The 22,000-nt window shown below is 62.4% G+C and carries 24 protein-coding genes and 1 tRNA gene; 13 read left to right on the top strand and 12 right to left on the bottom strand.

All coding sequences use genetic code 11. The features are described 5' to 3' along the window. Positions 1–45: 45 nt before the first annotated feature. Positions 46–756 carry a phosphonate metabolism transcriptional regulator PhnF gene (phnF, locus tag ACIQ36_RS05560; protein ID WP_395826707.1) on the bottom strand — a complete coding sequence of 237 codons (711 nt, stop codon included), beginning with the start codon at positions 754–756 and terminating at the stop codon, positions 46–48. 101 nt (positions 757–857) lie between these two features. Here phnF and ACIQ36_RS05555 point away from each other — a divergent pair, with 101 nt between their 5' ends. Beyond that, positions 858–2,000: an alpha-D-ribose 1-methylphosphonate 5-triphosphate diphosphatase gene (locus ACIQ36_RS05555; RefSeq protein ID WP_395826706.1), complete on the top strand. Its 1,143-nt coding sequence runs from the start codon at positions 858–860 to the stop codon at positions 1,998–2,000. After that, positions 1,997–2,677: a DUF1045 domain-containing protein gene (locus tag ACIQ36_RS05550; protein WP_395826704.1), complete on the top strand. Its 681-nt coding sequence runs from the start codon at positions 1,997–1,999 to the stop codon at positions 2,675–2,677. The genes ACIQ36_RS05555 and ACIQ36_RS05550 overlap by 4 nt, the downstream gene beginning before the upstream one ends. Here the strand turns inward: ACIQ36_RS05550 and ACIQ36_RS05545 are convergent. From ACIQ36_RS05545 to ACIQ36_RS05530, 4 genes are read right to left on the bottom strand one after another with little or no spacing between them, the layout of a single operon-like run. Beyond that, complete coding sequence (locus ACIQ36_RS05545) at positions 2,674–2,952, bottom strand: type II toxin-antitoxin system RelE/ParE family toxin (RefSeq protein WP_395826702.1); 279 nt, start codon at positions 2,950–2,952, stop codon at positions 2,674–2,676. The genes ACIQ36_RS05550 and ACIQ36_RS05545 overlap by 4 nt on opposite strands. Continuing rightward, a complete protein-coding gene (locus ACIQ36_RS05540; RefSeq protein ID WP_395826700.1) occupies positions 2,949–3,224 on the bottom strand; it encodes a CopG family ribbon-helix-helix protein in 276 nt (91 codons plus the stop codon). The genes ACIQ36_RS05545 and ACIQ36_RS05540 overlap by 4 nt, the downstream gene beginning before the upstream one ends. A gap of 59 nt (positions 3,225–3,283) precedes the next feature. Beyond that, positions 3,284–3,733 (bottom strand): nucleoside deaminase, encoded by a 450-nt coding sequence (locus ACIQ36_RS05535; RefSeq protein ID WP_395826698.1) that lies wholly within the window; start codon positions 3,731–3,733, stop codon positions 3,284–3,286. A gap of 3 nt (positions 3,734–3,736) precedes the next feature. Next, on the bottom strand, positions 3,737–4,519 hold the full coding sequence (locus ACIQ36_RS05530) for a 3-hydroxybutyrate dehydrogenase (protein ID WP_395826697.1): 783 nt from the start codon (positions 4,517–4,519) through the stop codon (positions 3,737–3,739). Between the two features lie 61 nt (positions 4,520–4,580). On the opposite strand from ACIQ36_RS05530, the gene ACIQ36_RS05525 reads away from it, so the two are divergent. From ACIQ36_RS05525 to ACIQ36_RS05510, 4 genes are read left to right on the top strand one after another with little or no spacing between them, the layout of a single operon-like run. Next, entirely contained in the window at positions 4,581–5,306 is a 726-nt protein-coding gene (locus ACIQ36_RS05525; RefSeq protein ID WP_395826695.1) for a gamma-glutamyl-gamma-aminobutyrate hydrolase family protein, read from the top strand. After that, positions 5,303–6,415, top strand: a complete 1,113-nt coding sequence (locus ACIQ36_RS05520; protein ID WP_395826693.1) for a pseudouridine synthase — start codon at positions 5,303–5,305, stop codon at positions 6,413–6,415. The genes ACIQ36_RS05525 and ACIQ36_RS05520 overlap by 4 nt, the downstream gene beginning before the upstream one ends. A 12-nt stretch (positions 6,416–6,427) precedes the next feature. After that, positions 6,428–6,970: a 16S rRNA (guanine(966)-N(2))-methyltransferase RsmD gene (gene rsmD / locus ACIQ36_RS05515; RefSeq protein ID WP_395826692.1), complete on the top strand. Its 543-nt coding sequence runs from the start codon at positions 6,428–6,430 to the stop codon at positions 6,968–6,970. 19 nt (positions 6,971–6,989) lie between these two features. Next, entirely contained in the window at positions 6,990–7,373 is a 384-nt protein-coding gene (locus ACIQ36_RS05510) for a nuclear transport factor 2 family protein (protein WP_395826690.1), read from the top strand. Between the two features lie 64 nt (positions 7,374–7,437). Here ACIQ36_RS05510 and ACIQ36_RS05505 read toward each other — a convergent pair whose 3' ends face one another. After that, positions 7,438–7,758: a hypothetical protein gene (locus ACIQ36_RS05505; RefSeq protein WP_395826688.1), complete on the bottom strand. Its 321-nt coding sequence runs from the start codon at positions 7,756–7,758 to the stop codon at positions 7,438–7,440. A gap of 228 nt (positions 7,759–7,986) precedes the next feature. On the opposite strand from ACIQ36_RS05505, the gene ACIQ36_RS05500 reads away from it, so the two are divergent. Genes ACIQ36_RS05500 through ACIQ36_RS05490 form a run of 3 tightly spaced genes read left to right on the top strand, consistent with a single transcriptional unit; the run spans position 7,987 to position 11,662 of the window. Then, positions 7,987–9,162, top strand: a complete 1,176-nt coding sequence (locus ACIQ36_RS05500) for an aminotransferase (protein WP_395826687.1) — start codon at positions 7,987–7,989, stop codon at positions 9,160–9,162. Next, positions 9,156–10,757, top strand: coding sequence for a tetratricopeptide repeat protein (locus ACIQ36_RS05495; RefSeq protein ID WP_395826685.1), 1,602 nt, complete (start codon positions 9,156–9,158; stop codon positions 10,755–10,757). Before ACIQ36_RS05500 ends, ACIQ36_RS05495 begins: the two co-directional genes overlap by 7 nt. 11 nt (positions 10,758–10,768) lie before the next feature. Further along, positions 10,769–11,662, top strand: a complete 894-nt coding sequence (locus ACIQ36_RS05490; RefSeq protein ID WP_395826684.1) for a pirin family protein — start codon at positions 10,769–10,771, stop codon at positions 11,660–11,662. Here ACIQ36_RS05490 and ACIQ36_RS05485 read toward each other — a convergent pair. From ACIQ36_RS05485 to ACIQ36_RS05475, 3 genes are read right to left on the bottom strand one after another with little or no spacing between them, the layout of a single operon-like run. Further along, entirely contained in the window at positions 11,643–12,737 is a 1,095-nt protein-coding gene (locus tag ACIQ36_RS05485) for an ABC transporter ATP-binding protein (protein ID WP_395826682.1), read from the bottom strand. The genes ACIQ36_RS05490 and ACIQ36_RS05485 overlap by 20 nt on opposite strands. After that, on the bottom strand, positions 12,734–14,413 hold the full coding sequence (locus ACIQ36_RS05480) for an ABC transporter permease (protein WP_395826681.1): 1,680 nt from the start codon (positions 14,411–14,413) through the stop codon (positions 12,734–12,736). The genes ACIQ36_RS05485 and ACIQ36_RS05480 overlap by 4 nt, the downstream gene beginning before the upstream one ends. Positions 14,414–14,425: 12 nt before the next feature. Further along, positions 14,426–15,424: an ABC transporter substrate-binding protein gene (locus ACIQ36_RS05475; RefSeq protein ID WP_395826679.1), complete on the bottom strand. Its 999-nt coding sequence runs from the start codon at positions 15,422–15,424 to the stop codon at positions 14,426–14,428. 334 nt (positions 15,425–15,758) lie between these two features. On the opposite strand from ACIQ36_RS05475, the gene ACIQ36_RS05470 reads away from it, so the two are divergent. The 4 genes from ACIQ36_RS05470 (at position 15,759) to ACIQ36_RS05455 (ending at position 19,889) form a co-directional block, all read left to right on the top strand. Continuing rightward, positions 15,759–16,718 (top strand): ABC transporter ATP-binding protein, encoded by a 960-nt coding sequence (locus ACIQ36_RS05470; protein WP_395826678.1) that lies wholly within the window; start codon positions 15,759–15,761, stop codon positions 16,716–16,718. 51 nt (positions 16,719–16,769) lie between these two features. Further along, on the top strand, positions 16,770–17,750 hold the full coding sequence (locus tag ACIQ36_RS05465) for a lysophospholipase (RefSeq protein WP_395826676.1): 981 nt from the start codon (positions 16,770–16,772) through the stop codon (positions 17,748–17,750). A 99-nt stretch (positions 17,751–17,849) separates the two neighbouring features. Next, positions 17,850–19,730, top strand: coding sequence for an autotransporter domain-containing protein (locus ACIQ36_RS05460; protein ID WP_395826674.1), 1,881 nt, complete (start codon positions 17,850–17,852; stop codon positions 19,728–19,730). Positions 19,731–19,812: 82 nt separating this feature from the next. Then, positions 19,813–19,889: transfer RNA gene (locus tag ACIQ36_RS05455), tRNA-Arg, on the top strand. A 43-nt stretch (positions 19,890–19,932) separates the two neighbouring features. Here the strand turns inward: ACIQ36_RS05455 and ACIQ36_RS05450 are convergent. The 3 genes from ACIQ36_RS05450 to ACIQ36_RS05440 all read right to left on the bottom strand — a co-directional run. After that, positions 19,933–20,862, bottom strand: a complete 930-nt coding sequence (locus tag ACIQ36_RS05450) for a tyrosine-type recombinase/integrase (RefSeq protein ID WP_395826673.1) — start codon at positions 20,860–20,862, stop codon at positions 19,933–19,935. Positions 20,863–20,894: 32 nt separating this feature from the next. Beyond that, positions 20,895–21,224 carry a helix-turn-helix domain-containing protein gene (locus ACIQ36_RS05445; protein WP_395826671.1) on the bottom strand — a complete coding sequence of 110 codons (330 nt, stop codon included), beginning with the start codon at positions 21,222–21,224 and terminating at the stop codon, positions 20,895–20,897. Beyond that, positions 21,217–22,000: phage portal protein (locus ACIQ36_RS05440; protein ID WP_395826670.1), on the bottom strand; the 784-nt coding region annotated here is incomplete at its 5' end. The genes ACIQ36_RS05445 and ACIQ36_RS05440, both read right to left, overlap by 8 nt.

The following is a 22,000-nucleotide window of genomic DNA, read 5'->3' as shown; positions in this document are numbered from 1 at the left end:
GGCATTGACCTGTATCAAAACTATGGATGATCAGCCTTGGAGTGACTATTCGTCGCGCTCCACGGTCAGCGTGACGGAATCGGCGACCATTCGAGCTTGATTGACGCTAATCGGCCGGCCAAGCAGATCGCAATCAACCCCCCAGGTCACAAGCAACGGTCGCCCCCGGTTGAGGTCGAGCAGTTTGGCCTCGCTGGACGAACTGATGCGAGCGTTGATTCGGGTCGAGGCGCGCAAATAATCCTCGATACCCTCCCCCCGCAGGGCCTCGGTGATCGACCCCAGGCGCAAAAAATTATCGCCAATCGCGGGGAAACGCTCGGCGGCGAAATAATGATCGTTGAGGCACGTCAACCGCCCCTCCACGCGCGTGCGATAGCTGAGCCACTGCACCGGCGCGGACATGGCCAACCGCAAAGCCCGGCTAACCGCGCGCGGGGCGGGAATGATTTCGGCATGAAGGTCTTCCCGTTCGGGCCGCCGCCCTTGGCGCATCAGATTATCGGTCAGGCGCGTGCGCGATCCCACCCGGTACTCAAGCCCAGAATCGCGCAGAAATACGCCGCGGCCCTGGTGGGACATAACAATGCCCAAATCCGCCAAATGCCCAATCGCTTGGCGCACGGTATGGCGGTTAACAGAGAAACGCGCGGCGAGCACAACTTCGGTCGGCAGGCGTCCATCTGCGTCAAACAGGCCATTGCGAATATCCTGTTGCAAGGACTCGGCGATTTTCTGCCATACTGCTTGCCGCACGTTGCTAATGCCTTTTCATTTCTAACACCGAAAACGAGCATAGCGGTCTTCGGGACAAAGGTTCTAGATAAATGACGCACTCATCCAGGATCAACCCACCCATGATCCTGACAAATCTGCGCCTATGCCTGCGGCAAGAGGTCATTCACGGCACGATTATCGTTCAGAACGGCCAGATTGTCGGCCTCGACTCGGGCATTAGTCGCGCAGCGGGCGCGCAGGATTGCGACGGCGACTATCTATTGCCGGGGTTGATCGAACTCCATACCGATAACCTTGAAAAGCATTTTTCGCCCCGCCCTGGCGTAATCTGGCCCGCCTTGGCCGCTGTCTTGAGCCATGACGCACAAATGGCGGGGAGCGGGATTACGACGGTGCTTGACGCTTTGGCCCTGGGCGACGTGCGCGAGGGCTCCGAGCGGGTGCGAAGCCTGAAAACGATGGCCGACGCCATTCTCGCCGCCCGCGCCGACGATCTGACCCGCGCCGAACATTTTCTGCATTTGCGCTGCGAAATCTCCTACCCCGATTTGATGGATCTGGTCGAGCAACTGGCAACGCCGGACGTGGTAAAACTGGTCTCGATCATGGATCACACGCCAGGGCAGCGGCAGTTCACCGACCTTGGCAATTACCGCAACTTCTATAAGAAGAAATTCAGCCTGTCCGACGTGGAAATGCAGGCTTTCGAGGCCGAAACCATGGCGCGGCAAGCGCGCTACGCCGCCCCCCAGCGCGCGGCTGTGGTCGCTACCGCCCAGCGCCTGGGCCTTCCCCTCGCCAGCCATGACGACGCCAAGCCGGAGCATGTGGCCGAAGCCGCCGCCGAAGGCATGCGCATCGCCGAGTTTCCCACCACCCTGGAAGCCGCCGACCTATCGCGCCAAGCCGGGATGAAGCTGCTGATGGGTGCACCGAACCTGGTGCGCGGCGGCTCCCATTCCGGCAATATCGCCGCTGCCGATCTCGCGGCGCGCGGCTGGCTCGATATTCTTTCCTCCGACTATATGCCGGTCAGCCTGCTGCAGGCCGTCTTCCTGTTGGCCCCGACCGACGCCGAGCTTCCGGCAGCGGCGGCCACTGCCACGGCAACCCCCGCCGAAGCCGTAGGGCTCCATGATCGGGGCCGTCTCGAAATCGGCAAACGCGCCGATCTGCTGCGCGTGCGCCTGCATCGGGACGAGGGCGCGCCGCCGTTGCCCATCGTGCAAGGCGTCTGGCGGGCCGGGCGGCGGGTCGCGTGAGCCCCTACCGCGTCGCGCTCTATTGGACCCCGCCCGAAGGCCAACCGCTCACCGAGCTTGCCGCGCGGTGGCTCGGGCGCGACGCGCGCGGGCGCTGGGTCCCGCCGCTCAAGCTGGGCCTGGAAGAAAAAGCCTGGGAAGCGATTACCGACGCCCCCCGCCGCTACGGGTTTCATGCGACGCTGAAAGCACCGTTCCGCCCAGCGACAGGCGTCGGCCTGCCAGAAATTGAACGCGCGACGGAAGCCCTCGCGCAAAGCCTGACGGCGGTTCCCCTCGATCTCGCGGTCCAAAGCCTCGGCTCGTTTCTCGCCCTTTGCCCGATCAACCCGCCGGACGCGCTATCGGCGCTGGCCGGTCGCTGCGTCGAAGCGCTTGATCCCTTACGCGCGCCGCTGACCGAGGCCGAAATCGCCAAACGCGGCCCGAACCTTTCAACACGCCAAGCCGACTATCTGCGGCGTTGGGGCTATCCTTACGTCTTTGATGAATTCCGCCTGCATCTGACCCTGACGGGATCACTGCCCGAGCCCGCGCGGGCCGATGCGCTGGTCCGATTGCGCCCGGCTTTCGACGCTCTGGTTCCCAAAGGGCTGCCGCTCGCCGACCTGTGCCTCTTCATTGAACCCGCGCCGGGTGACCCGCTGGTGCTGTATCGGCGTTATTCAATGCCTTAGAGCCGTTCCTCTCGCCCGTGCCATAGGCGTAGGACATAGATCACTTCGCGTCGAATCTCGTAGCGGAGTTCATAGTGCCCAACAATCATCCGCCGGATTTCCGAGACTGGAAACTCAGAAATCCTTTGTCCTAATCGAGGCATCGCGCGGAGCCGCTGCGGAGCAAGCCTCAGCTCTTTAACCATTCTAATTGCCGCGCGTGGGTTGTCCAATTTCAAGAAATTATAAAGGCGTTCAATATCTTCCAACGCCTGATCGGACCATATGACGGTCACTTTGATCTCGGTCGCGGGAGGGGCGTGTCCGTTTCTAAGCTTTCCAACCAAGCTTGAACGTCCTCATCTGCAACAACCTGCCCGGCATCAACTTGGGCGATGGCCTCCAGCGTCAGCCGATAGCGTTCCTCTTCCTCGTCAATCCAGGCCGCGAGCGCCTGCTGAACGATCACATCCGGCGATTGCGCCCGGTCTGCCGCCATCGTTTTGAGCTTTTCTGCCAGCGCCGCCGGAATATCGGCGGTCAGAACCCGCATGTCCGATTGAGCCATTTCGTTCCCCTGCGCGCGCACCGTCTCGCAGCCATTGTAAGCCATCGCGCGCCCGGTTCCTACCGCCGCGCGGCAAAGAACCGGCGCAGCATCGCCGCCGCCTCCCGCTCCCGGAACCCGCCATAAACCTCGGGCCGGTGCAGGCAGGTCGGCTGGTCGAACAGGCGCGCGCCATGTTCCACCGCCCCGCCTTTCGGATCGTAGGCGGCGAAATAAACCCGGCGCAGGCGGAAATGGCTGATCGCCCCCGCGCACATCGGGCAGGGCTCCAGCGTCACATACAGATCGCAGCCGGTGAGGCGGGGCGAACCCAGCGCCTCGGCAGCAGCGCGCAAGGCGAGAAGCTCGGCATGGGCGGAGGCATCAGCCCATTCTTCGGTGCGGTTGCCCGCCGCCGCCAGAATCTGCCCCTCCGGCCCCACCACCACCGCGCCAACGGGCACTTCGCCGCGCGCCGAAGCTGCTTCGGCTTCAGCGAAGGCCCGGTCCCAATAGGCGGAAGACCGCACGCTCTATTGCGCGGTCCAGCCGCCATCCATCGGCAGGGTAACGCCGGTCATCTGATCCGCCGCCGACGAGCAGAGGAAGACCGCGAGCGCGCCCAATTGGTCGGTTTCGGCGAAAGCCATCGACGGTTGCTTTTCGCCCAGCAGCTTCTTGCGAGCATCGTCCACCGAAATACCCTCGGCTGCCGCGCGCGCGTCGATCTGCTTTTGCACCAGCGGCGTCGCCACCCAGCCGGGGGCGATGGCGTTGCAGGTGATGCCCTTACCCGCATTTTCGAGCGCGACCACCTTCGTCAGCCCGACGATGCCGTGTTTGGCGGCCACATAGGCAATCTTATGGGTCGAGGCAACGAGGCCATGAACCGACGCCGTATTGATGATCCGGCCCCAACCGGCAGCCTGCATCGCCGGAAGCGCAAGGCGGATCGCATGGAAAGCGCTGGATAGGTTAATCGCGATAACCGCGTCCCACTTATCGACCGGAAAATCCTGCGTCGGCGCGGTAAACTGAATGCCGGCGTTATTAACGAGAATATCGACCCGGCCAAACTTAGCCGCTGCCATTGCCATCATGTCTTCGATATCGGCGACGCGGGACAAATCGGCCCCGTGATAATCGACTTGAACCTTATAGGTAGTTTCGATGTGCGTGCGCAGCGCGGCGATTTCGTCGGCGGGGCCGAAGCCGTTGAGGACGATATTCGCCCCGGCTTCCGCCAATTTTAGGGCCATGCCTTGGCCGATACCGCTGGTGGAGCCCGTTACCAGGGCGGTCTTTCCGGTCAACATGCGTATCACACTCCTTTATCAAGCAGTTGTCGCAGCATAGCGTTCGGCCTAATCTTGCGCCATGACGAAGAAACCTTCTCGGCCGCTTATCGGCCTGACCCTCGATTCCGAACCTGCGGGCGGCTGGGCCAAGCAACCTTGGTATGCCATTCGGCAGAACTATTGTGACGCGATTGCAGCGGCGGGGGGCCTACCGGTCTGCCTGCCCCACGAGCCTGATTTGGCGCTGGCCTATCTCGACCATATCCAAGGCGTCGTCGTGACCGGCGGGGCCTTCGATGTGGACCCGAGCCTGTTCGGTGCGACCGTGAAGCACGCGACCGTGACCACGAAGGACCGGCGCACCGCCTTCGAGCTCGCGCTGATGCGCGGCCTGCTGGCGAAAGATCTGCCGATTTTGGGCATCTGCGGCGGCCAGCAGCTTCTGGCGGTGGCGCTGGGCGGAACGCTCGTGCAGCATCTGCCCGACGAAATCCCCTCGGATATTCCGCACGAACAGCCCAATCCGCGTACCGAAGCCGGGCATGAGGTGATCGTTGCCGCCAATACCCTCCTGCACCGCATCGTCGGGCAGGAGCGGATTCCGGTGAATAGCGCCCATCATCAAGCGGTCAAAGCCGTTCCCGCGTCGATTTTGGTGAACGCCAGCGCGCCCGATGGGGTCATCGAAGGCATTGAAGACCCCACCCGGCGCTTCTGCCTCGGCGTGCAGTGGCACCCGGAATATCATATCTCGCCGGCTGACCGCGCCATTTTCAACGCCCTCATCGCGGCGTCCGCAGCATGAGCGACGATCTGAAGCCGCAAGCGCCCAAAAAAGCCGCCGCGCCGAAAGAGGCTATTCTCAAAGAAGAGGGCGAACGTATCGCCAAGCGCATCGCCCGCGCGGGCATCTGCTCCCGCCGCGATGCGGAGCGGATGATCGAGGAAAAGCGCGTTTCCGTGAACGGTAAGCTGCTCGATAGTCCCGCCTGCGTGGTGACGGCGGCCGACCGCATTACCGTCGATGGCGTTCTGTTGCCCGAAAAGGAACCAACGCGGCTTTGGCGCTATAATAAGCCCGCCGGGCTCGTCACCACCCACCGCGACCCCGAAGGCCGCCCGACATTGTTCGAAAAACTGCCCGAGGATATGCCGCGCGTCATTTCCATCGGGCGGCTCGATCTCACCTCGGAAGGCCTGCTGCTGCTGACCAACGACGGCGAACTTGCCCGGCGCTTGGAACTTCCCAGCACGGGCTGGATTCGCCGCTACCGGGTGCGGGTGAACGGCGATGTCGATGAAGCCGCGCTCGCAGGGCTGGCGGACGGTGTCACGGTCGAAGGCGTGCGCTATGGCCCCATCGAAGCCGTGCTGGAAAAGCGCCAGGGGCTTGCGAACGCTTGGCTAACGGTGAGTATCACGGAAGGCAAGAACCGCGAAATCCGCCGCGTTATGGCCCATCTCGGCTACCGGGTGAACCGGCTGATCCGCATCGCCTACGGCCCGTTCCAATTGGGCTATCTGCCGGAAGGCGCGGTGGAGGAAATCCCCGCCCGCATTCTGCGCGAACAATTGGGCCGCAACGAGAAGGCCCCGCGCGTGCCGCAACCGCTGAGCCCCAGCCCCGCGATGGTCGTTCGCAAACGGGCCGAGCGGCGAGTGGACGAAACCCCGCGCGAAGAACGCTTCGACGAGCCGCGCACCGGCGGTATGAACTGGGAAGAAAAGAAGAAGGCGATGGCCAAAGCCGCCGCCGCGCGCGGATCGGCGGCCCGTGCCGGAGCAAAAGCCGGGGGTAAACCCAGCGCAGGAAAGCCCAGCGCAGGAAAGCCCGCCGGGGCCGGTCGTCCCAGCGGCGGAAAACCCGCAGGCGGCAAGCCAGGACCGCGCCGCCCTTCCGGTCGGGACCGCTAAGGAGACCGGGCGATGCGCATTATCGGCGGCCAATGGCGCGGGCGGCGATTGCTCGCGCCGACGGGTAAGGACGTTCGCCCCACAGCGGACCGCACCCGCGAAGCTTTGTTCAATATCCTCGCCCATGCCCCGCTAGGCCAAGCGCCGCTCGGCGGCTCGGTCTGGCTCGATGTCTTTTGCGGCACCGGCGCGGTCGGGCTCGAAGCCCTGTCGCGCGGGGCGGAAACCTGTCTGTTCGTGGATCGGGATGTGAGCCTTGCGCGGGCGAACTTCACCGCCCTCGGCGCGTCCCCTGCCGTGGTGCAGGGCGATGCCACCAAGCTTGGCCCGCGCAGCCTCGCGCGCCCCGCCGATTTCGCCTATCTCGACCCGCCCTATGGCCGCGATCTCCTAACCCCGGCATTAGAGGCATTGCGCGCGGGCGATTGGCTCGCCCCGCAGGCGCTGGTGATTCTGGAAAGCGCGGCAAGCGAAACTATTTCCCTACCCCTGCCGTTTAAGCTGCACGATAGCCGCGTCTATGGGGCGGCAAAACTCTGGTTTGCCGGGCTCTAACCTTTTAAGGAGCAATACAATGCACAGTGAACATACGGGATCGGGCGCAATTGAATATCCCGTCCAAAAGCAACTCGAAGCCTATAACGCGCGCGATATCGATGCGTTCATGGAATGGTGGTCGGACGATTGCCAATGCTTCCTGTTCCCAAACGAGCTTATCGCCCAGGGCACCGCAGAAATCCGCGCGCGCTATGTCGGGCGTTTTGAGGAGCCGAACCTGCACGCCGAGATTCTCGCCCGCATGATCATTGGGAACCTCGTGATCGACCACGAGCATATCACCCGCACCTTCCCGGATGGGCCGGGCGAGATCGATACGATTGCCATGTATGAAATCGACGACGGGAAGATCGTCAAAGCCTGGTTCAAAATGGGCGAAGCCCGATTGCACAGCCGCTAACCCAAAAACAAAAACGCGGCCCGTTGCAGGGCCGCGTTTCCTAATTCCAGCGAGGCTGAAATTCTTACTTTACCGTATCGGTATAGTATTTGATCGCTGCCGTGTTCTTGGCATCTTTGCACCACAGCGAGTAAGCCTGAACGCGAGCATCGCCGCGCACTTTGGTTTCGGACGACAGGATAGCACCCATCGTCAGGTCCGTGGCACCGGCGGCGGCGATCAGGCCGACCTTGTTTTCCTGGGCTTGCGTCAGGGCACCATTGCAGACGCCAGTGACCTGGGCGCCTTCGTGGATCTTCTTGAACTCCGCCGACTGCGCAAAAGCGCCCGAAGCAACGGTTGCCAGCAAAGCGGTGGCAGCAGCAATTTTAATCATGGCGCGCATTGATACACCCTATTCGTTATGGGTTGGAAGTTCTGCAAAGGCAAACAGGTAGCTTTAGCCACTCCAACCGGACTAATCCCATAACGCCTTAATAGCCCGAACGGTTCCCATCGTAAAGCGGCAAACGTGTAATAACAGGCAATTGCACTGGCCGCTGTTGCCGCTATGCTGCACCTCCGTTTGACACCCGATGCGCTTTGCGCATCAAACGCGCCTAAAGGTTGCAGGATGAAGCCGCTCAATCCCCTTTTCGCTAGCCTTGGAACGACGATTTTCGAGGTCATGTCGGGCCTTGCCCGCCAGCATCAGGCCATCAACCTGGGCCAAGGCTTCCCAGACGGAAATGGCAGCCCGGAGATTGTTGCAAAAGCGCAAGAAGCTTTAGCCGACAAGCCGAATCAATATCCGCCGATGCTGGGTTTGCCGGAATTGCGCCAAGCCGTCGCTGCGCATGGCAAGCGCTTTTTCGGGATCGAGGCCGATTGGCAGAGCCAGGTGATCGTCACGTCCGGGGCTACCGAGGCCTTGGCCGCGAGTCTGCTCGGGCTGATTGCGCCCGGCGACGAGGTGGTGATGTTCGAGCCTATGTATGATTCCTACCTGCCCATCGTGCGGCTAGCGGGGGGCGTGCCGAAGCTGGTGCGCCTGACGCCGCCCCATTGGGCGGTGCCGGAAGCCGAATTGCGCGCCGCGTTTGGGCCGAAAACCAAGCTGGTCCTGTTCAACACCCCCCATAATCCGGTCGGCAAAGTTTTTTCCGCCGCCGAACTCAAGCTGATTGCCGAGCTGTGCCGCACGCACGATGCGCTCGCGGTCTGCGACGAGGTTTATGAGCATCTTGTGTTTGATGGCGCGAAACACCGCTCAATCATGGCCGAACCCGGTATGGCCGAACGGTCGGTGCGGATCGGCTCGGCGGGCAAAACCTTCTCGCTGACCGGTTGGAAGGTGGGCTATATCACCGCCGCCCCGGCGCTAATGCCGATCATTGCTAAAGTACATCAATTTTTAACCTTCACGACGCCGCCCAATCTACAAGCCGCCGTGGCCTGGGGCTTGGGGCAGGAGGAGGGTTTCTTCAGCACCCTTGGGCGCGAGATGCAGCGCAAGCGCGACCTGCTGGCGGCGGGGTTAACGCGCCTCGGCTTTGCCGTGCAGCCCTCCGCCGGAACCTATTTCCTCACCGTCGATATCCGCAGCATCGGTTATTTCGGAAGCGATACGGATTTCTGCAAACGCCTGACCCTGGAAGCGGGCGTTGCGGCTATTCCTGTCGGGGCCTTCTACGATGGCGGGCTCGACACGCCCTATGTGCGCTTCTGCTTCTGCAAGGACGATAGCACGCTGATCGGCGCGCTGGACCGGCTGGAGCCCTATCTGAAAAAGGTGAATGGCGCGTGGTAATTAAGCTCAACCTGGCCGATGCTTTTGGCGCGTGGGAGCGCGGCGATGCCCCGACCGCCCGCAATATCGTCCGCATGGTCTTGCGTGAAACCCCGAAGCTTGCGGGCGCGCATTATCTGCAAGGGTTGCTGTATTTGGGCGAGGGCCAGCCGAGTAAGGCCGTGCAAGCCCTAAAAAATGCCGCACTTTATGGCCCTGATTCGCCCGCTTTGCGCTTGGCGATGGGCCGCGCCTACGCCCTTGGCGGCGCGGGCGCGCAGGCGGAGGAACAGTTCCGCCAAGCCCTCGCCCTCGCCCCCGGCCTGCCCGCTGCGCTGTGGTCCCTGTCGGATGTTCTGATGAAGGCCGGGCGTGGGGAGGAGGCCGAACCGCTGCTCCTAAGCCTGATCGACGCCCGCCCAGAGGACGAACTCGCTTGGGAGCGCCTCGGCGTTCTGCGGCGGGAGCGCGGCGATAGCGCTGGCGCGCTCGCGGCCTTCACCGAAGCCGCCGCCCGCCTGCCCGATCATCCGCGTCCGCTGGGCAATCTCGCCGCCGCCTTGATCGAGGCAGGCCGGGCTGACGAAGCGCTGCCGCTGATCGAGGCCGCGCGCACCAAACATTCCGACGATACCGGCCTTGCCCGCAATCACGCGCTCGCCCTGGTGCGCACGGGTCGAGCCGTCGCCGCGCTACCACTCTACGAAGCTCTCTTGGCGCAGGCGCCCGCGCCGGATCTCAGCCGCGACTATGCCCAAGCTTTATTGAGCGCGGGCCGGGCGGGCGAGGCCGTCGCCCTACTCGCGCTCGTTACCCAAGACGCAGCGGACAATTTGAAAACCTGGTTCCTCCTCGGCGAAGCCGCGCGCGCCGCGGGGGATGCCGAAGCAGCCACGCGGGCTTATCAGCAATGCCTAACACTCGATCCCACCGATTCTCTCGGTGCCAGCGCTGCCCTGGCCTTGCTGGCAGGGGACGGCAGCCCAAACCAGCTTCCTACGCCCTATCTGAAAAACCTATTCAATGATTATGCCGCCCGTTTCGATCACGAATTGACCGGAAAGCTCCAGTATCGCGGCCCCGAGGTTCTGCGCACGCTGCTGGGAGCGCAGAGCGACCGGCAGAACCTGCGCGTGATCGATGTCGGCTGCGGTACCGGCCTATCGGGCATTCCGTTCCGCGATTTGGCCGGAACCCTGACGGGCATCGATCTGTCGCCCGCCATGCTGGTGCAGGCGAAAGCGCGCGATCTCTATGATCGTCTGATTGAAGGCGAGGCCGTTACAGCCCTCGCGGAGTTGCCCCCGGCGAGCGCCGATCTTATCGTCGCGGCAGACGTGCTCGTCTATCTCGGCGACCTCGAACCCTTCCACCGGGAAGCCACGCGCGTGCTGGCCCCCGGCGGCCTGCTGCTGGCGAGCGTGGAGGCCGCTGGCGATCCTGAAACGCCCTTCCACCTGCACGATGGCTTGCGCTATCAGCATGGGGCCGACGCGCTGCGGCGTTTGCTGGAGGCGCTGGGCTATCGGATCATCGCCCTCACCCCCGTCACGACGCGCCTCAATCGGGGCGGGCCCGTGGCCGGTCTCGCCTATCTCGCTGAACGCCCAGCCTAAAGGAGCCCCCGATGAGCCAAGACGATTCCCTGCTGGTGCTGGACGGCAAGAGCCGCGACCTTGGCGAGGGGCTTTCTGTCCGCCGCATTCTGCCGCAGGCAGTGCGCCGCTCGGTGGGGCCGTTCGTCTTCTACGATCACATCGGCCCGGTCGATTTTGCGCCGGGGCACGCGCTGGAAGTGCGCCCGCACCCTCATATCGGTCTCGAAACGATCACCTATTGCTTTGAAGGTGAGATTTTGCACCGGGATAGTTTGGGGGTCGTCCAACCGATCCAACCGGGCGCGGTGAACTGGATGACCGCCGGGCGCGGCATTGTTCATTCTGAATGCGTAACAGAGGCGGTTCAGGCGGCTGGGCAGCGGCTGCACGCCGTGCAAGCCTGGGTGGCCCTGCCGCTCGCCGAAGAAGAATGCGAGCCCGCCTTCCACCATCACCGCGCCGATCAACTGCCGGTCCACAAGGCCGATGGGGTGACGCTGAAACTGCTGGCGGGGAGCATCGGCGCGCTTAAATCCCCCGTGCCGACCAAAACACCGACCCTCTATGCCGATCTGACCTTCGAGGCCGGGGCCTGCTTCACCGCCGAGGCGACGCTTGCCGAAGAGCGGGCGCTCTATATTGCCGACGGCGCGATTTATCTGAACGGCCAGCGCTTTTCGGTCGGGCAAATGCCGATCCTCACGCCGGGCCGCGACTATCAAATTCTGGCGGAAGACGCGAGCCGGGTGATGCTGCTCGGCGGCGCGCCCCTGGATGCGCCGCGCACCATGTTCTGGAACTTCGTTCGTCACGGAAAGAGCGGATTGAGCAGGCCAAGAACGATTGGCAGAACGACCGTTTCCCGAAAGTGCTGGGCGACGACGCGCGGATTCCGCTGCCGGATTAAGCTTCGGCGGGAATAACCCAACCATCGAGCACCTGAAGCCCAACGGCGCTGCCCGCCTCGGGCGGGGACTGTCGGGTTTCAACGTCCAAAAGCCGGTCTGAGAGCGTTGGCACGCGCACGGACACGCGCCAGTAGCTGCCCTGATACAGGGCGTCGCCCGCCACCGCCGTCAGGCTTTCGGGCGTTCCGGCGGGAACCAACGCCAGATCATGCGCGCGCAAACAGAGGGTAACGATCCCCGGCGCTTGACCCGGCGTCGCCCGCACGCGAAGGCGCTGGCCGCCCAGTTCGACCGGAAAACCCGCGCCCTCCTTCGGCCCCAGCAACACGGCGGGCACGAGCATCCCGTCGCCGATAAACCGCGCCACATGGGCGGTCGCGGGCGTGCGGTAGAGGGTTTGCGGCGCGCCGCACTGCTCAAGCCGCCCTTTATTCAGCAGGGCGATTCGGTCGGCCAGGGCGAGGGCCTCGCTTTGATCGTGGGTAACGTAGAGAAAGGTGGAGCCGAGCGCCCGGCGCATCGCCACAAACTCTTGCCGCACCGACTGGCGCAAACCGGGATCGAGGTTCGCTAGGGGCTCGTCGAGCAGCACCAGCCCCGGCGCTTTGGCAAGGCAGCGCGCCAGCGCCACCCGCTGCCGCTGCCCGCCGGAGAGATCAGCGGGGCGACGCGCGGCGAGCCCGGACAGGCCGACCTGGGCGAGGGCCTGTGCAATGCGGGCTCCTTGGGCGGATCGGCTAAGCCCCGCAAGATCGAGCCCGAAACCGACATTCTCCGCCACACTCATATGGGGCCAGAGGGCATAGGATTGGAAGACGATGCCAAGGTTGCGCTTCTCCGGCGGCACCTGCTCACCCGCGCCCGAAACCAGCATATCGCCCAGTTGAATGGTGCCGCCATCGGGCGCGTCGAACCCGGCGATCAGGCGCAGGAGCGTGGTTTTGCCGCAGCCCGATTCGCCCAAGATCACCATGAACTCGCCCTGGGCCACATGCAGCGACAGGCTATCGAGAATCGTCGCCCCACCGATGCGCCGGGTCAGCCGATCAATTTCCACCGAAACGGGCGGCGTGCGAAACTCTCCCATCATACCCCCCATGGCAAAAGCCGCCGCACGCCCAGCGGCAGACGGGTACACAGGCCCGCGAGTGTGAAAATCACCGCAAGGCAGATCATCGACATGGCCGCTGCCCCCGGCGCGTCGCCGCCCTCTTCCAAGAAATAGATAATGATGCCGACGGTCTCATTACCCCGCGACCAGAGCAGCGACGAGACGGTGAGTTCGCTGAAGGCGGTGAGGAACACCAGCACGCCGCCCGCCACCGCCGAGGGTAGCAGCAGCGGCAGGGTAATGCGCCGGAAGCGTTTCAAAAAACCCGCCCCCTGCGCCTGGCCCGCCTCGTCCAAAACCGGATCGATCTGGCGCAGGCTGGCCTGCACGGGCCGCAAAATCAGCGGCAGAAACCGCGCGAGATAGGCGATCAGAATCAGCGTCGCCGTACCATAGAGCGAGATATTCAGCAGCGGCAGCGGGCGGATTAGCAGCAGGATTATGGCAATCCCCAACACCACCCCCGGCAGGGCATAGGGGGCTTCGATGATCGGATCAAAAGCCCGGAGCAGGCGACGCAGCCATGCCGCCGGGCTCCACGCCTCCACCACCGCGAAGGGCAGCGCCAGCGCCGCCAGCAACACCGCCGCCGCGCCCGAGAGCCAGAGCGAGTTGAGCAGCGCCCGCAGGGTTTGCGGCGCGGTCAGTACGCGGGTGAAATGGGCCAGCGTCGCCGTTTCCACCATCAGCGGCAGGCCGTAGGCGCGGGTGAGCGCGGTTGCCAGCAGTGAGAGCAAGGGTAGCACGCTCATCAAGAGCCCGAGGGCGAGTAACAGTATCAAGATCGGTGTGCGCCAGCGCCGCAACGGCAGATGCAGCACGCCGCTGCGGCCCGCGCTGCCGATCAGGGCGCGGGCCTGCGATCCGATCCAAAGGCGGGCGGCGAGAATAACGAGACCGGAAATCACCGCCAGCACTAGCGCCATCAACCCGGCTTCCGCCAGAATCGACGGGCCGAAGCCGGAGAGGCGCTGATAGATCAACACCGGCACGGTCTGATACCGCGCCGGAATGCCCAAGAGCGCCGGAATGCCGAAATTGCCCAAGCAGGAGACGAAGGCAAGGCCCAACCCCGCCAGCAGCGCCGGGAAAATGAGCGGCAGCACGATGCGGCGCAACAGCGGCCCCGCGCCCGCCCCTTCCGCCTGGGCCGCTTCAATCAACTCGCCCGGCACCGCCAAGAGAGCCCCGCGCGCGGCGAGAAACACCAGCGGCACATGCTCCACCCCGAGCAGCAGAATAATCCCGCCCGGCGAATAGAGCGGGTTCGGCGTGCCGGGTTCCGGCGCGAGACCCAAGAGAATTAACAGCGGATTATTGGGCGACAGCAGCTCGATCCAGGCCAGCGCGATGATCTGCGAGGGGATGAGCAACGGCAGCAGGGCCATCAGCACCACCCAGCGCCGCCCGCGGATATCGGTCAAGACCACCGCCACCGCAAGGCCGGTTCCGACGATAAGCGCGACCAGCGATCCGCCAAGGCTCGTGACCAAGGAGCGCGTCAGCGCCCGCCAAAAGGCAGGCGTCGCCGTCAGTTGCGCCGCGACCGCCAGATCGAGCGATTCGGCAAGCAGGCGCAGCATAGGGAGCAGGCTGACCGCCGCGATGATCGCAGCGGTCAGCAGACCCAGCCAAAGATCGGCCCCAGGCCGCACGGTGTGCCGCGCTTATCCGCCAAAGGCGTCGGCAAAGCGCTTCTTATTGGCCTGATCTTCCTTCAGCAGAATTTGCACCGGCGCGGGCAGAACTTTAATACCGTCGCGGGCGGGGAAGCCTTCGGGCGCGGCCACATCGGCGCGCATCGGCAGATAGCCTTGCGAGGCGGCAAAGCGCTGCCCGTCCGCCGACAGCACGAAATCGATGAAAGCTTTCGCCGCCGCCGGGTATTTCGCCGTCGTCAGTATGGCGACGGGCTCGGTGACGACCGTCACGCCTTCTTTCGGGAAGACGAAATCGACCGGCGAGCCGTCCTTCTTGGCGTTCAGCCCCATGAAATCGACGATGATCCCATAGAGCTTCTGCCCACCCGCCACCTGAGTGCGGACCTGGCCATTGCCCTGCACCGCGACCGCGCCGTTCTGGGCGAGCGATTCGAAATAGCCGAGGCCGATATCCTTCACCCCGGCGAGCGTGCCCATATGAATGGCGGCCGCCCCGCTGTAGAGCGGGCTCGGAAGCACCACCTGCCCCTTGGCGTCGGCGGCGAGCAGGTCTTTCCAGCTTTCCGGCTTCTTCGCCTTGGTATTGTAGATAATGCCCGTGGTGATGAACTTGGTGCCGAAATAAGTGTAATCCGGGTCGTAAGCGCCGTCCGGCAGACCCGCAACCTTGGCGTCGCGATAGGCGGCGAGGCGGTTTTCCTGCTTCAACTGCTCCATCGTCATCGCGTCGGCAATCAGCAGCAGGTCGGGCTGGGGGGCACCGGCGGCGATTTCGGCGCGCAGCTTGCTCATAAGCTGGGTCGTGCCGTCGCGGACAAAATCCACCTGCACGCCGGGAACGGCCTTATTGAAAGCCGCGACCGTTTCTTGCGCATCCTTCTGCGGCTGCGACGTATAGAGCACGAGCTTGCCCGAGGGGGCTTGCGCTAGGGCCGTGCCCGCCATCAACAGACTGAGCGGCGTCAGCAGTGCCAAGATCTTCTTCATGTCAACCGTCGTGTGCATGGCAATCTCCAGCATGAGATTCAAGGATTATTTTTCAAAAAAAAAATAATTCCACAGCATGGATACAAAATCATTTAATTATTAATATATTTTCAATTTATTAATTTTTTGTACATTGTCATAAAAATGAAATACATCGAGAATCCCCCAACATCCACTGAATGTGCGCTATTGATATTCATTTTATTCGCGAGAGGGAAGTGGGAATAGTGTGGTCTGATTCCAAGCACGCCCCTGGCCCATCTAAACCTATTCCCCGCACCCCCGCCTTTCCCTCTGGTCGGAACCTTGAAAACCGGGCATGACTAAAGGGTATTCGTCTTTGGACTGCTCCATGCCTAATCCGCCCGCTATTTCAATTCGTGCCCTTGAAAAAACCTATCGTCGCCGTGGCAAAGGCTCGACGAAGCACGCGCTGAAGGGAATCGATCTCGATATTCCCCAAGGCTCGCTCTTCGCGCTGCTCGGGCCGAACGGCGCGGGGAAATCGACCCTGATCAATATTATGGCGGGGCTGGTGCTGAAAACCTCGGGCCAGGTCACGATCTGGGGCACCGACCTCGATGAAGACCCGCGCCGCACGCGCGCGTCCATCGGCGTCGTGCCGCAAGAACTCAACATTGATGCTTTCTTTACGCCGCGCGCGCTGCTCGACCTCCAGGCGGGGCTCTATGGCGTCCCGAAAGCCGACCGCCGCACCGAAGCGCTTCTGGAGACCGTCGGCCTCACCGATAAGGCCGATTCTTACGCGCGCACCCTATCGGGCGGCATGCGCCGGCGCTTGATGGTGGCGAAAGCCATGGTCCATTCCCCGCCCATTCTGGTTTTGGACGAGCCCACCGCGGGCGTGGATATCGAGTTGCGCCAGCAGCTTTGGGCCAATGTCCGCGATCTTAATCGCCAGGGCGTGACCGTGCTGCTGACCACCCATTATCTACAAGAAGCCGAGGAACTGTGCGACCGCATCGCCATTATCGCCGACGGCCAAGTGCGGGCGAACGATACGAAGGAAGCTTTGCTGGCGCGGCTCGACGGCAAGGAGCTTTATGTTACCCTTGCCCTGCCGTTGCCGGCCCCATTGCCCCCCGCCCTGACCGCCCTCGGCGCGCAGCCGGTGAGTGGCGACACGCTGCTGTTCCGCCATCGCCGCCTCGATGGGCTTGTGCCGCGCGTTCTGGCGGCGCTGGCCGAGGCGGGGCTTGCTATTGCCGATCTGCGCACCGCCGAAGCCGATTTGGAAGACGTGTTCCTCCAACTCACCCGCCCCGTCGCGACAGGAAACCAGGCGGCATGATTGATGCCCAAGCTCAGTATTTCTATACGCCGATATTTAAGGAGTTTCCTCATGTTCGGTAGCCTTTCCCTCGGTTTGCCGGGATGCGTTCCGCCCGAACCGATGAAGCTTGGCCCCGCCATTGTCGAGCCCGTACTGTCGGATCACGCCGCCCGTATGCCCGATGGAGCAACGCTCCCGGTGCGCACCACCAAGGCCCATGGAACGTGCCGCGCCGTTATCATCGCCCTGCACGGGATGAATGATTACGGCACCTTCATTGCCGACGCTGCCGAAGATTGGGCGCGCCAGGGCATCGAAACCTTAGGGATCGATCAGCGCGGCTTCGGGCAATCCCCGATGGTGGGCCGCTGGGTGGGCGAAGATGGGTTCGTCAATGATCTGGAAGCTGTCGTGCGCCTCGCGGGGCAGCGCTATCCGGGCGTGCCGCTCTATGTGCTGGGCGAGAGCATGGGCGGCGCGATCACGATGCTCGCCGCCAGCCGTGATCAACTCCCCGGCGTGCACGGAATCATTCTCTCCGCCCCCGCCGTGCTGGGACGGCAAGCCTTGGGTTGGTTCCCCAGCTTCGCGCTTGATTTAACCGCAAGCCTGTTTCCCGGTTTCAGCCCCTCGGGCCAGGGCCTTGGCATCCGCCCGTCCGATAACGAGCCGATGCTGGACGCCCTCGGGCGCAATCCGCTGGTGCTCAAGGGTACGCGCCTCGATACGGTTTACGGCCTTGTCGATTTGATGGATGCGGCGCTGAGCCGGGGCGGCACCGATTCAATCCCCACGCTGTTTCTTTATGGGGCAAAGGATGAAATTATTCCCAAAGCGCCCACCAGCCAGCTTCTCGCCCGCTACAGCCGCTACCATCACGGCGCGCCCTGGCGCTTTGCCTATTACCCGGAAGGCTGGCATCTGCTGACGCGCGACCTACAAGCGCCCACCGTGATTGCCGATATCGCCGCCTGGGTTTTCGACCAAACCGCCGCCCTTCCCTCAGGCCTAGAGCGGCTTGACCGCCGTATTCCGGGTTATTCGGATTAAGCGTGACGGGTAAGAAAACCAGCTTGCGTTAACGTCAATCGTTGCTCACACTCCCCCCGATAACAAGCCGCGCAGACGGCGTCATCAGGGGGAAACAATATGCGGACATGGATTGGCGCGGCGTTAGTCGCGGCCACGGCGCTCACGGCACCGGCCTTCGGTCAAAATTTCAGCGGGCTTTACGTTTTCGGCGATAGCCTGAGCGATAACGGCAATTTATTCCGGCTTACCGGCCAGCCCCCCGCGCCCTATTTCCAGGGCCGCTTTTCCAACGGGGCGACCTATGCCGAACGGCTCCCAAGCCTGCTCGGCTTCGTTTATACGCCCAGCACGAATTTCGCCGTGGGCGGCGCGCTGACCGATACCACCCATAACGCCGGGTTGCCGAACGTCGGCATGCAGTCGCAGGTGACGAATTTTCTGAGCACCGGTAAAAGCTTCGGCGCGCGCGATCTGGTCGTCGTTTGGGGCGGGGCGAATGATTATTTCGCCACGCTCGCAACCGTGGCGACCCAATCGCAAACCCAAGCGCAGGTGACGATTTCCAACCAGATCACCAGCACCATCGGTAATCTTGCGGGCCAAGTGCAGTCGCTGGTGCGCGCAGGCGCACGGGAAGTGATTGTGCCGAACCTACCCTTGCTGGGGGCAACGCCGAGTGTTTCCGCGAATGGCGCGGTCGCCAGCGCCACCGGCAATCTGATTACGGTGAACCATAACACCAATCTGGCAACGACGATGGGATCGGTCGGGCGCGGGCTTGGCGCGAATATTTATCTCATCGATACGGCGGCGCTGTTCAGCGACCTGCAAAGCAACCCGGCCAAATACGGGCTGACCAATACCACCGCCCAATGCATCCAAACGGCGGCCTGCGTCGGCGGGTCGGCGGAAGCCCAAGCCCAATATGTCTTCTGGGATGGGGTTCACCCGACGGCGGCCGTCCATCAGATTTATGCGACCTATGTGGCCGCGAACCTGACCGGGACCGCCGTGCAATCGGCCCCCGGACGCTTGGCTGAAGCCACCGCGCGCGGCTTCAGCAGCGATATTTCGGCCCGGCAATACGCCCGGCGCGGCGGCGCGGGCGGCATGAGCCTTGCGGGCTCCGCCCTGCCCGGCACCACCCAAGGCGGCGATAAGGATAAGCCCTTTTCGGTCTTCGTTGCCGCTAACTACGGTTGGGGCGAGCGCGACAGCAGTGCGACCGAAGCCGCGCTGGATTACACCGACACCGCCATTACCATCGGGGCCGATTATCGCCTCGGCAGCCAGTTCCTCATCGGCGGCGCGCTTGGGTATGGCATGAGCGACGGCAAGATTGGCAGTGGCCTTGGCAAGGTGGAGCAGAATAGCTTCCGCGGCGCGGTCTACGCCTCGCTCTTCTCGGACGCTTGGTACATCGACGCCAGCGCCACCGCCGGGGTGAATGATTTCGATAAGATCACCCGCAATACCGGCTTTATCGGCGCGCCCTCGCTGAGCACCGACACGTCGGGCCGCACGGTCACGACGGGGATTGAAGCCGGGTATGTCTTCAAAGCGGGCGATTTTGCCTTCGGGCCGGTGGGCGGCTTCCGCTACAGCGTTTTCAGCCTCGACGGCTATACCGAAAACGGCTTTGCCGGGGTGGCTCGCCAGGTCGATAAGCAGCGCTTCACCTCCTTCGTCGCCCGCGCCGGGGTGCAGGCCAACTACAAGCTTGCCGTCGATAGCGCAACGATCGTTCCCCGCGCCTCTGCCGTGGTCGAGCACGAGCTGGGGGATCGGTCGCGCAGCATCACCAGCCGCATCGTCAGCCAGCCGGGCGTGAGCCAGAGTGTGCGCACCCCGGATGAAGATAAAACCGTTCTGCGCCTCTCGGCGGGGGTCGCTGCTGGGTTCGGCGACCGTTACACGCTGAGCTTCGACGGCGATACCAGTGTTGGCGGCGACGGCAAAGATCACCGCGTCTTAGGCCGCCTGCGCGTGGCTTTCTAACAAGCAGGCCTAACGCGAAGGGGGTTGCACTCCGCCGCCCCCTTCGCTAAGGTCCGCCCCAACGCCCGGTTTTCACCGCGATGCACCCGTAGCTCAGCTGGATAGAGCGCTGCCCTCCGAAGGCAGAGGTCACAGATTCGAATTCTGTCGGGTGCGCCAATCTTTTCAAGGACTTACTGGGTCCGAGAGAAGGAAGACCAGGTTAACTAACACGCTCCTCAAACGCAGCGGTGTGGAAAATAGGACTTTCGGGAAGGTCGCCAAACTCAATCCCAAGGTCCGCGCAGAACAAGTTTATCGCCCTGGTCGCGCCCGACAGCGCACCAGGGCCAATTTTTACGTACCGTTCGGTCGTGCTGTACCCGGTGGAGTGACCAAGCCAAGACGCGACTTCATCCATCGAAACGCCCCTTCGGCGCATTTCGGTAGCCACTGTATGACGAATCGTGTAGGGCGTCACCCCCTCCCCCAATTCCGCTTCTCGGCAGGCGATCCCGAACGATTTCTTGATCGAGGCGCACGGTTTGCCGTTGTAAGCGACCAGCGGCCCTGCGCCCCGGTCCCGGAAGACCCGAAGGGCGTCAACCAGGGGCAAAGTCGGGCGGCGCTTTTTGTTTTGGACTCGCCCCGGCGGGTTCAACCGAACGATTCCCGACTGGAAATCGAGTTGTTCGCGCGTTAATTCGAGAATCGCCTCAGGCCGCGCACCCGTGGCGAAAGCGAGAATGAGATAATCCCGCAGGTGCGGCGCTTTCGCAGCCCGGAACAGGGCGGCGCACTCAGCCACAGTTAGAACACGGTCGCGGCTCCCGTTATCGGGTGCGAGTTCGGTCAGGATCACGGGCGCGGTTTCAATCTCCCCCTCTTTCAAGGCACGATTCAAAGCCGCTTTCCCTACATTCAGGATGCGATGGATATAACCACTCGAAAGCCCTTCGGCCTTCATCGACGCAACGAACGCACGCTGGCGATCCGCTTTAATCTCACTAACCAATGCGCCCGGAAAAAATTCAGACCAGCGGCGCAAAGCATATCTTGCAGCTTCAGCGCTTCTTAGCGTCTTCGCGTGCTTTTCGTAATATCGAACTAACACAGTTTCCAAAGGAACATGATTTCCAGCTTCTTTATCCATCCGCGCGTTAAGCGTTACATATTCTGCCAGCTTTAATTCCGCTGCCCGAATATCTGTTTCGCCAGTTGATTCGCGGCGAGTCTGTCGGGAAGCATTGTCGAACCAAGTGACGCACCACGCTTCAGAGTTTGGGCGTTGTGATAACCAATAATTTCCGATTTGTCCGGGTCGTCTTGCCTTCCGCATCTTTTCGCCCCTTCGATATACCCGTTCAAATCGTCTAAAGTGTATTTTATCTTACTGCCAATCTGGCGATAAGTTATATCGCCACGGGCGCGCATCCGTCGCATGGTCGCCACAGATAGCCCTAGTTCTTCGGCGGCCATTCGTTCACTAAGAAGATGCGGCAATAATTTAGACATTTACCGCATCTTTCTTTCGTGGGTTGAACCCTTCCAACTCCCGAACCTCATCGGGATCGAGTATGCCAGAATCAACCGCTATTTTGTGCGACGCCCACCGGGCTTCGGTATCACCGCGCGTAAGTCCGCTCAAATCTATTTCTATGTGATGCGATTTCCGCGTTTCGCCCGAAAACACAGAACGCGAAAATTCGGCTTCAATTTTTCTGGCCCACGGACTCAGAGAGAATTGCGCGAACCAACGCCCAGCTTCACGCGAGTTCGTGAATGTGCCGTGCGATAAATCCTGAATGATTGGCGGAGGAACCTGAAATAATCGACAGATTTCCTCTACCGAAAATCTGCGTGATGCTAGAACTTCCGCGTCTTCTGGCGACATTGAAATGGTGTTCCACTTCATGCCATTTTCAAGAATCATTACGCGCCCGGCGTTCTTAGTTCCCGTGAATCTGTTCTCGAATGCGGATTTCAGCCTCTCGAAAACTTCGGCTCCGAGTTTTCCTTCCGTTGAAAGCACCCCGGACGGCACCGCCGCGTTTTTCCACATTTGGCCGGAATAGTCCTGAAGCGCTAGGGCATTCCCAAGCACCTCAGCAGCGCGCGACAACCGAGAACGGCCTAAAATCCCGTCATCAGAGCGGTCTTTTAAATGGAAAATCTCGGTGTCGAGATAGCGGCGCATCTCTCCGGTTCCGCCGAAAGCGCCTTGAACGCGCACGACATCATATGCAACGCGACCAGATGGAAGAATAGTTAAACTAACGTTTTCCCAGGGA

Origin of the sequence: Elstera sp. (genome assembly GCF_044372965.1) — a bacterium.
Lineage (GTDB): Bacteria > Pseudomonadota > Alphaproteobacteria > Elsterales > Elsteraceae > Elstera.
Note: the sequence above shows the minus strand (reverse complement) of the source record. Positions and strands in the feature narration are given on the sequence as shown.

What these genes read in the sequence shown, in the direction of transcription:
- ACIQ36_RS05510 (WP_395826690.1), top strand. Translation starts at nt 6,990, where the DNA reads ATGCACAGTGAACATACGGGATCGGGCGCAATTGAATATCCCGTCCAA.
- ACIQ36_RS05470 (WP_395826678.1), top strand. Translation starts at nt 15,759, where the DNA reads ATGCCTAATCCGCCCGCTATTTCAATTCGTGCCCTTGAAAAAACCTAT.
- ACIQ36_RS05485 (WP_395826682.1), bottom strand. Translation starts at nt 12,737, where the DNA reads ATGATGGGAGAGTTTCGCACGCCGCCCGTTTCGGTGGAAATTGATCGG.
- ACIQ36_RS05500 (WP_395826687.1), top strand. Translation starts at nt 7,987, where the DNA reads ATGAAGCCGCTCAATCCCCTTTTCGCTAGCCTTGGAACGACGATTTTC.
- ACIQ36_RS05555 (WP_395826706.1), top strand. Translation starts at nt 858, where the DNA reads ATGATCCTGACAAATCTGCGCCTATGCCTGCGGCAAGAGGTCATTCAC.
- ACIQ36_RS05530 (WP_395826697.1), bottom strand. Translation starts at nt 4,519, where the DNA reads ATGTTGACCGGAAAGACCGCCCTGGTAACGGGCTCCACCAGCGGTATC.
- ACIQ36_RS05520 (WP_395826693.1), top strand. Translation starts at nt 5,303, where the DNA reads ATGAGCGACGATCTGAAGCCGCAAGCGCCCAAAAAAGCCGCCGCGCCG.
- ACIQ36_RS05490 (WP_395826684.1), top strand. Translation starts at nt 10,769, where the DNA reads ATGAGCCAAGACGATTCCCTGCTGGTGCTGGACGGCAAGAGCCGCGAC.
- ACIQ36_RS05540 (WP_395826700.1), bottom strand. Translation starts at nt 3,224, where the DNA reads ATGGCTCAATCGGACATGCGGGTTCTGACCGCCGATATTCCGGCGGCG.
- ACIQ36_RS05465 (WP_395826676.1), top strand. Translation starts at nt 16,770, where the DNA reads ATGTTCGGTAGCCTTTCCCTCGGTTTGCCGGGATGCGTTCCGCCCGAA.
- ACIQ36_RS05450 (WP_395826673.1), bottom strand. Translation starts at nt 20,862, where the DNA reads ATGGATAAAGAAGCTGGAAATCATGTTCCTTTGGAAACTGTGTTAGTT.
- ACIQ36_RS05445 (WP_395826671.1), bottom strand. Translation starts at nt 21,224, where the DNA reads ATGTCTAAATTATTGCCGCATCTTCTTAGTGAACGAATGGCCGCCGAA.
- ACIQ36_RS05505 (WP_395826688.1), bottom strand. Translation starts at nt 7,758, where the DNA reads ATGCGCGCCATGATTAAAATTGCTGCTGCCACCGCTTTGCTGGCAACC.
- ACIQ36_RS05475 (WP_395826679.1), bottom strand. Translation starts at nt 15,424, where the DNA reads ATGCACACGACGGTTGACATGAAGAAGATCTTGGCACTGCTGACGCCG.
- ACIQ36_RS05460 (WP_395826674.1), top strand. Translation starts at nt 17,850, where the DNA reads ATGCGGACATGGATTGGCGCGGCGTTAGTCGCGGCCACGGCGCTCACG.
- ACIQ36_RS05525 (WP_395826695.1), top strand. Translation starts at nt 4,581, where the DNA reads ATGACGAAGAAACCTTCTCGGCCGCTTATCGGCCTGACCCTCGATTCC.
- rsmD (WP_395826692.1), top strand. Translation starts at nt 6,428, where the DNA reads ATGCGCATTATCGGCGGCCAATGGCGCGGGCGGCGATTGCTCGCGCCG.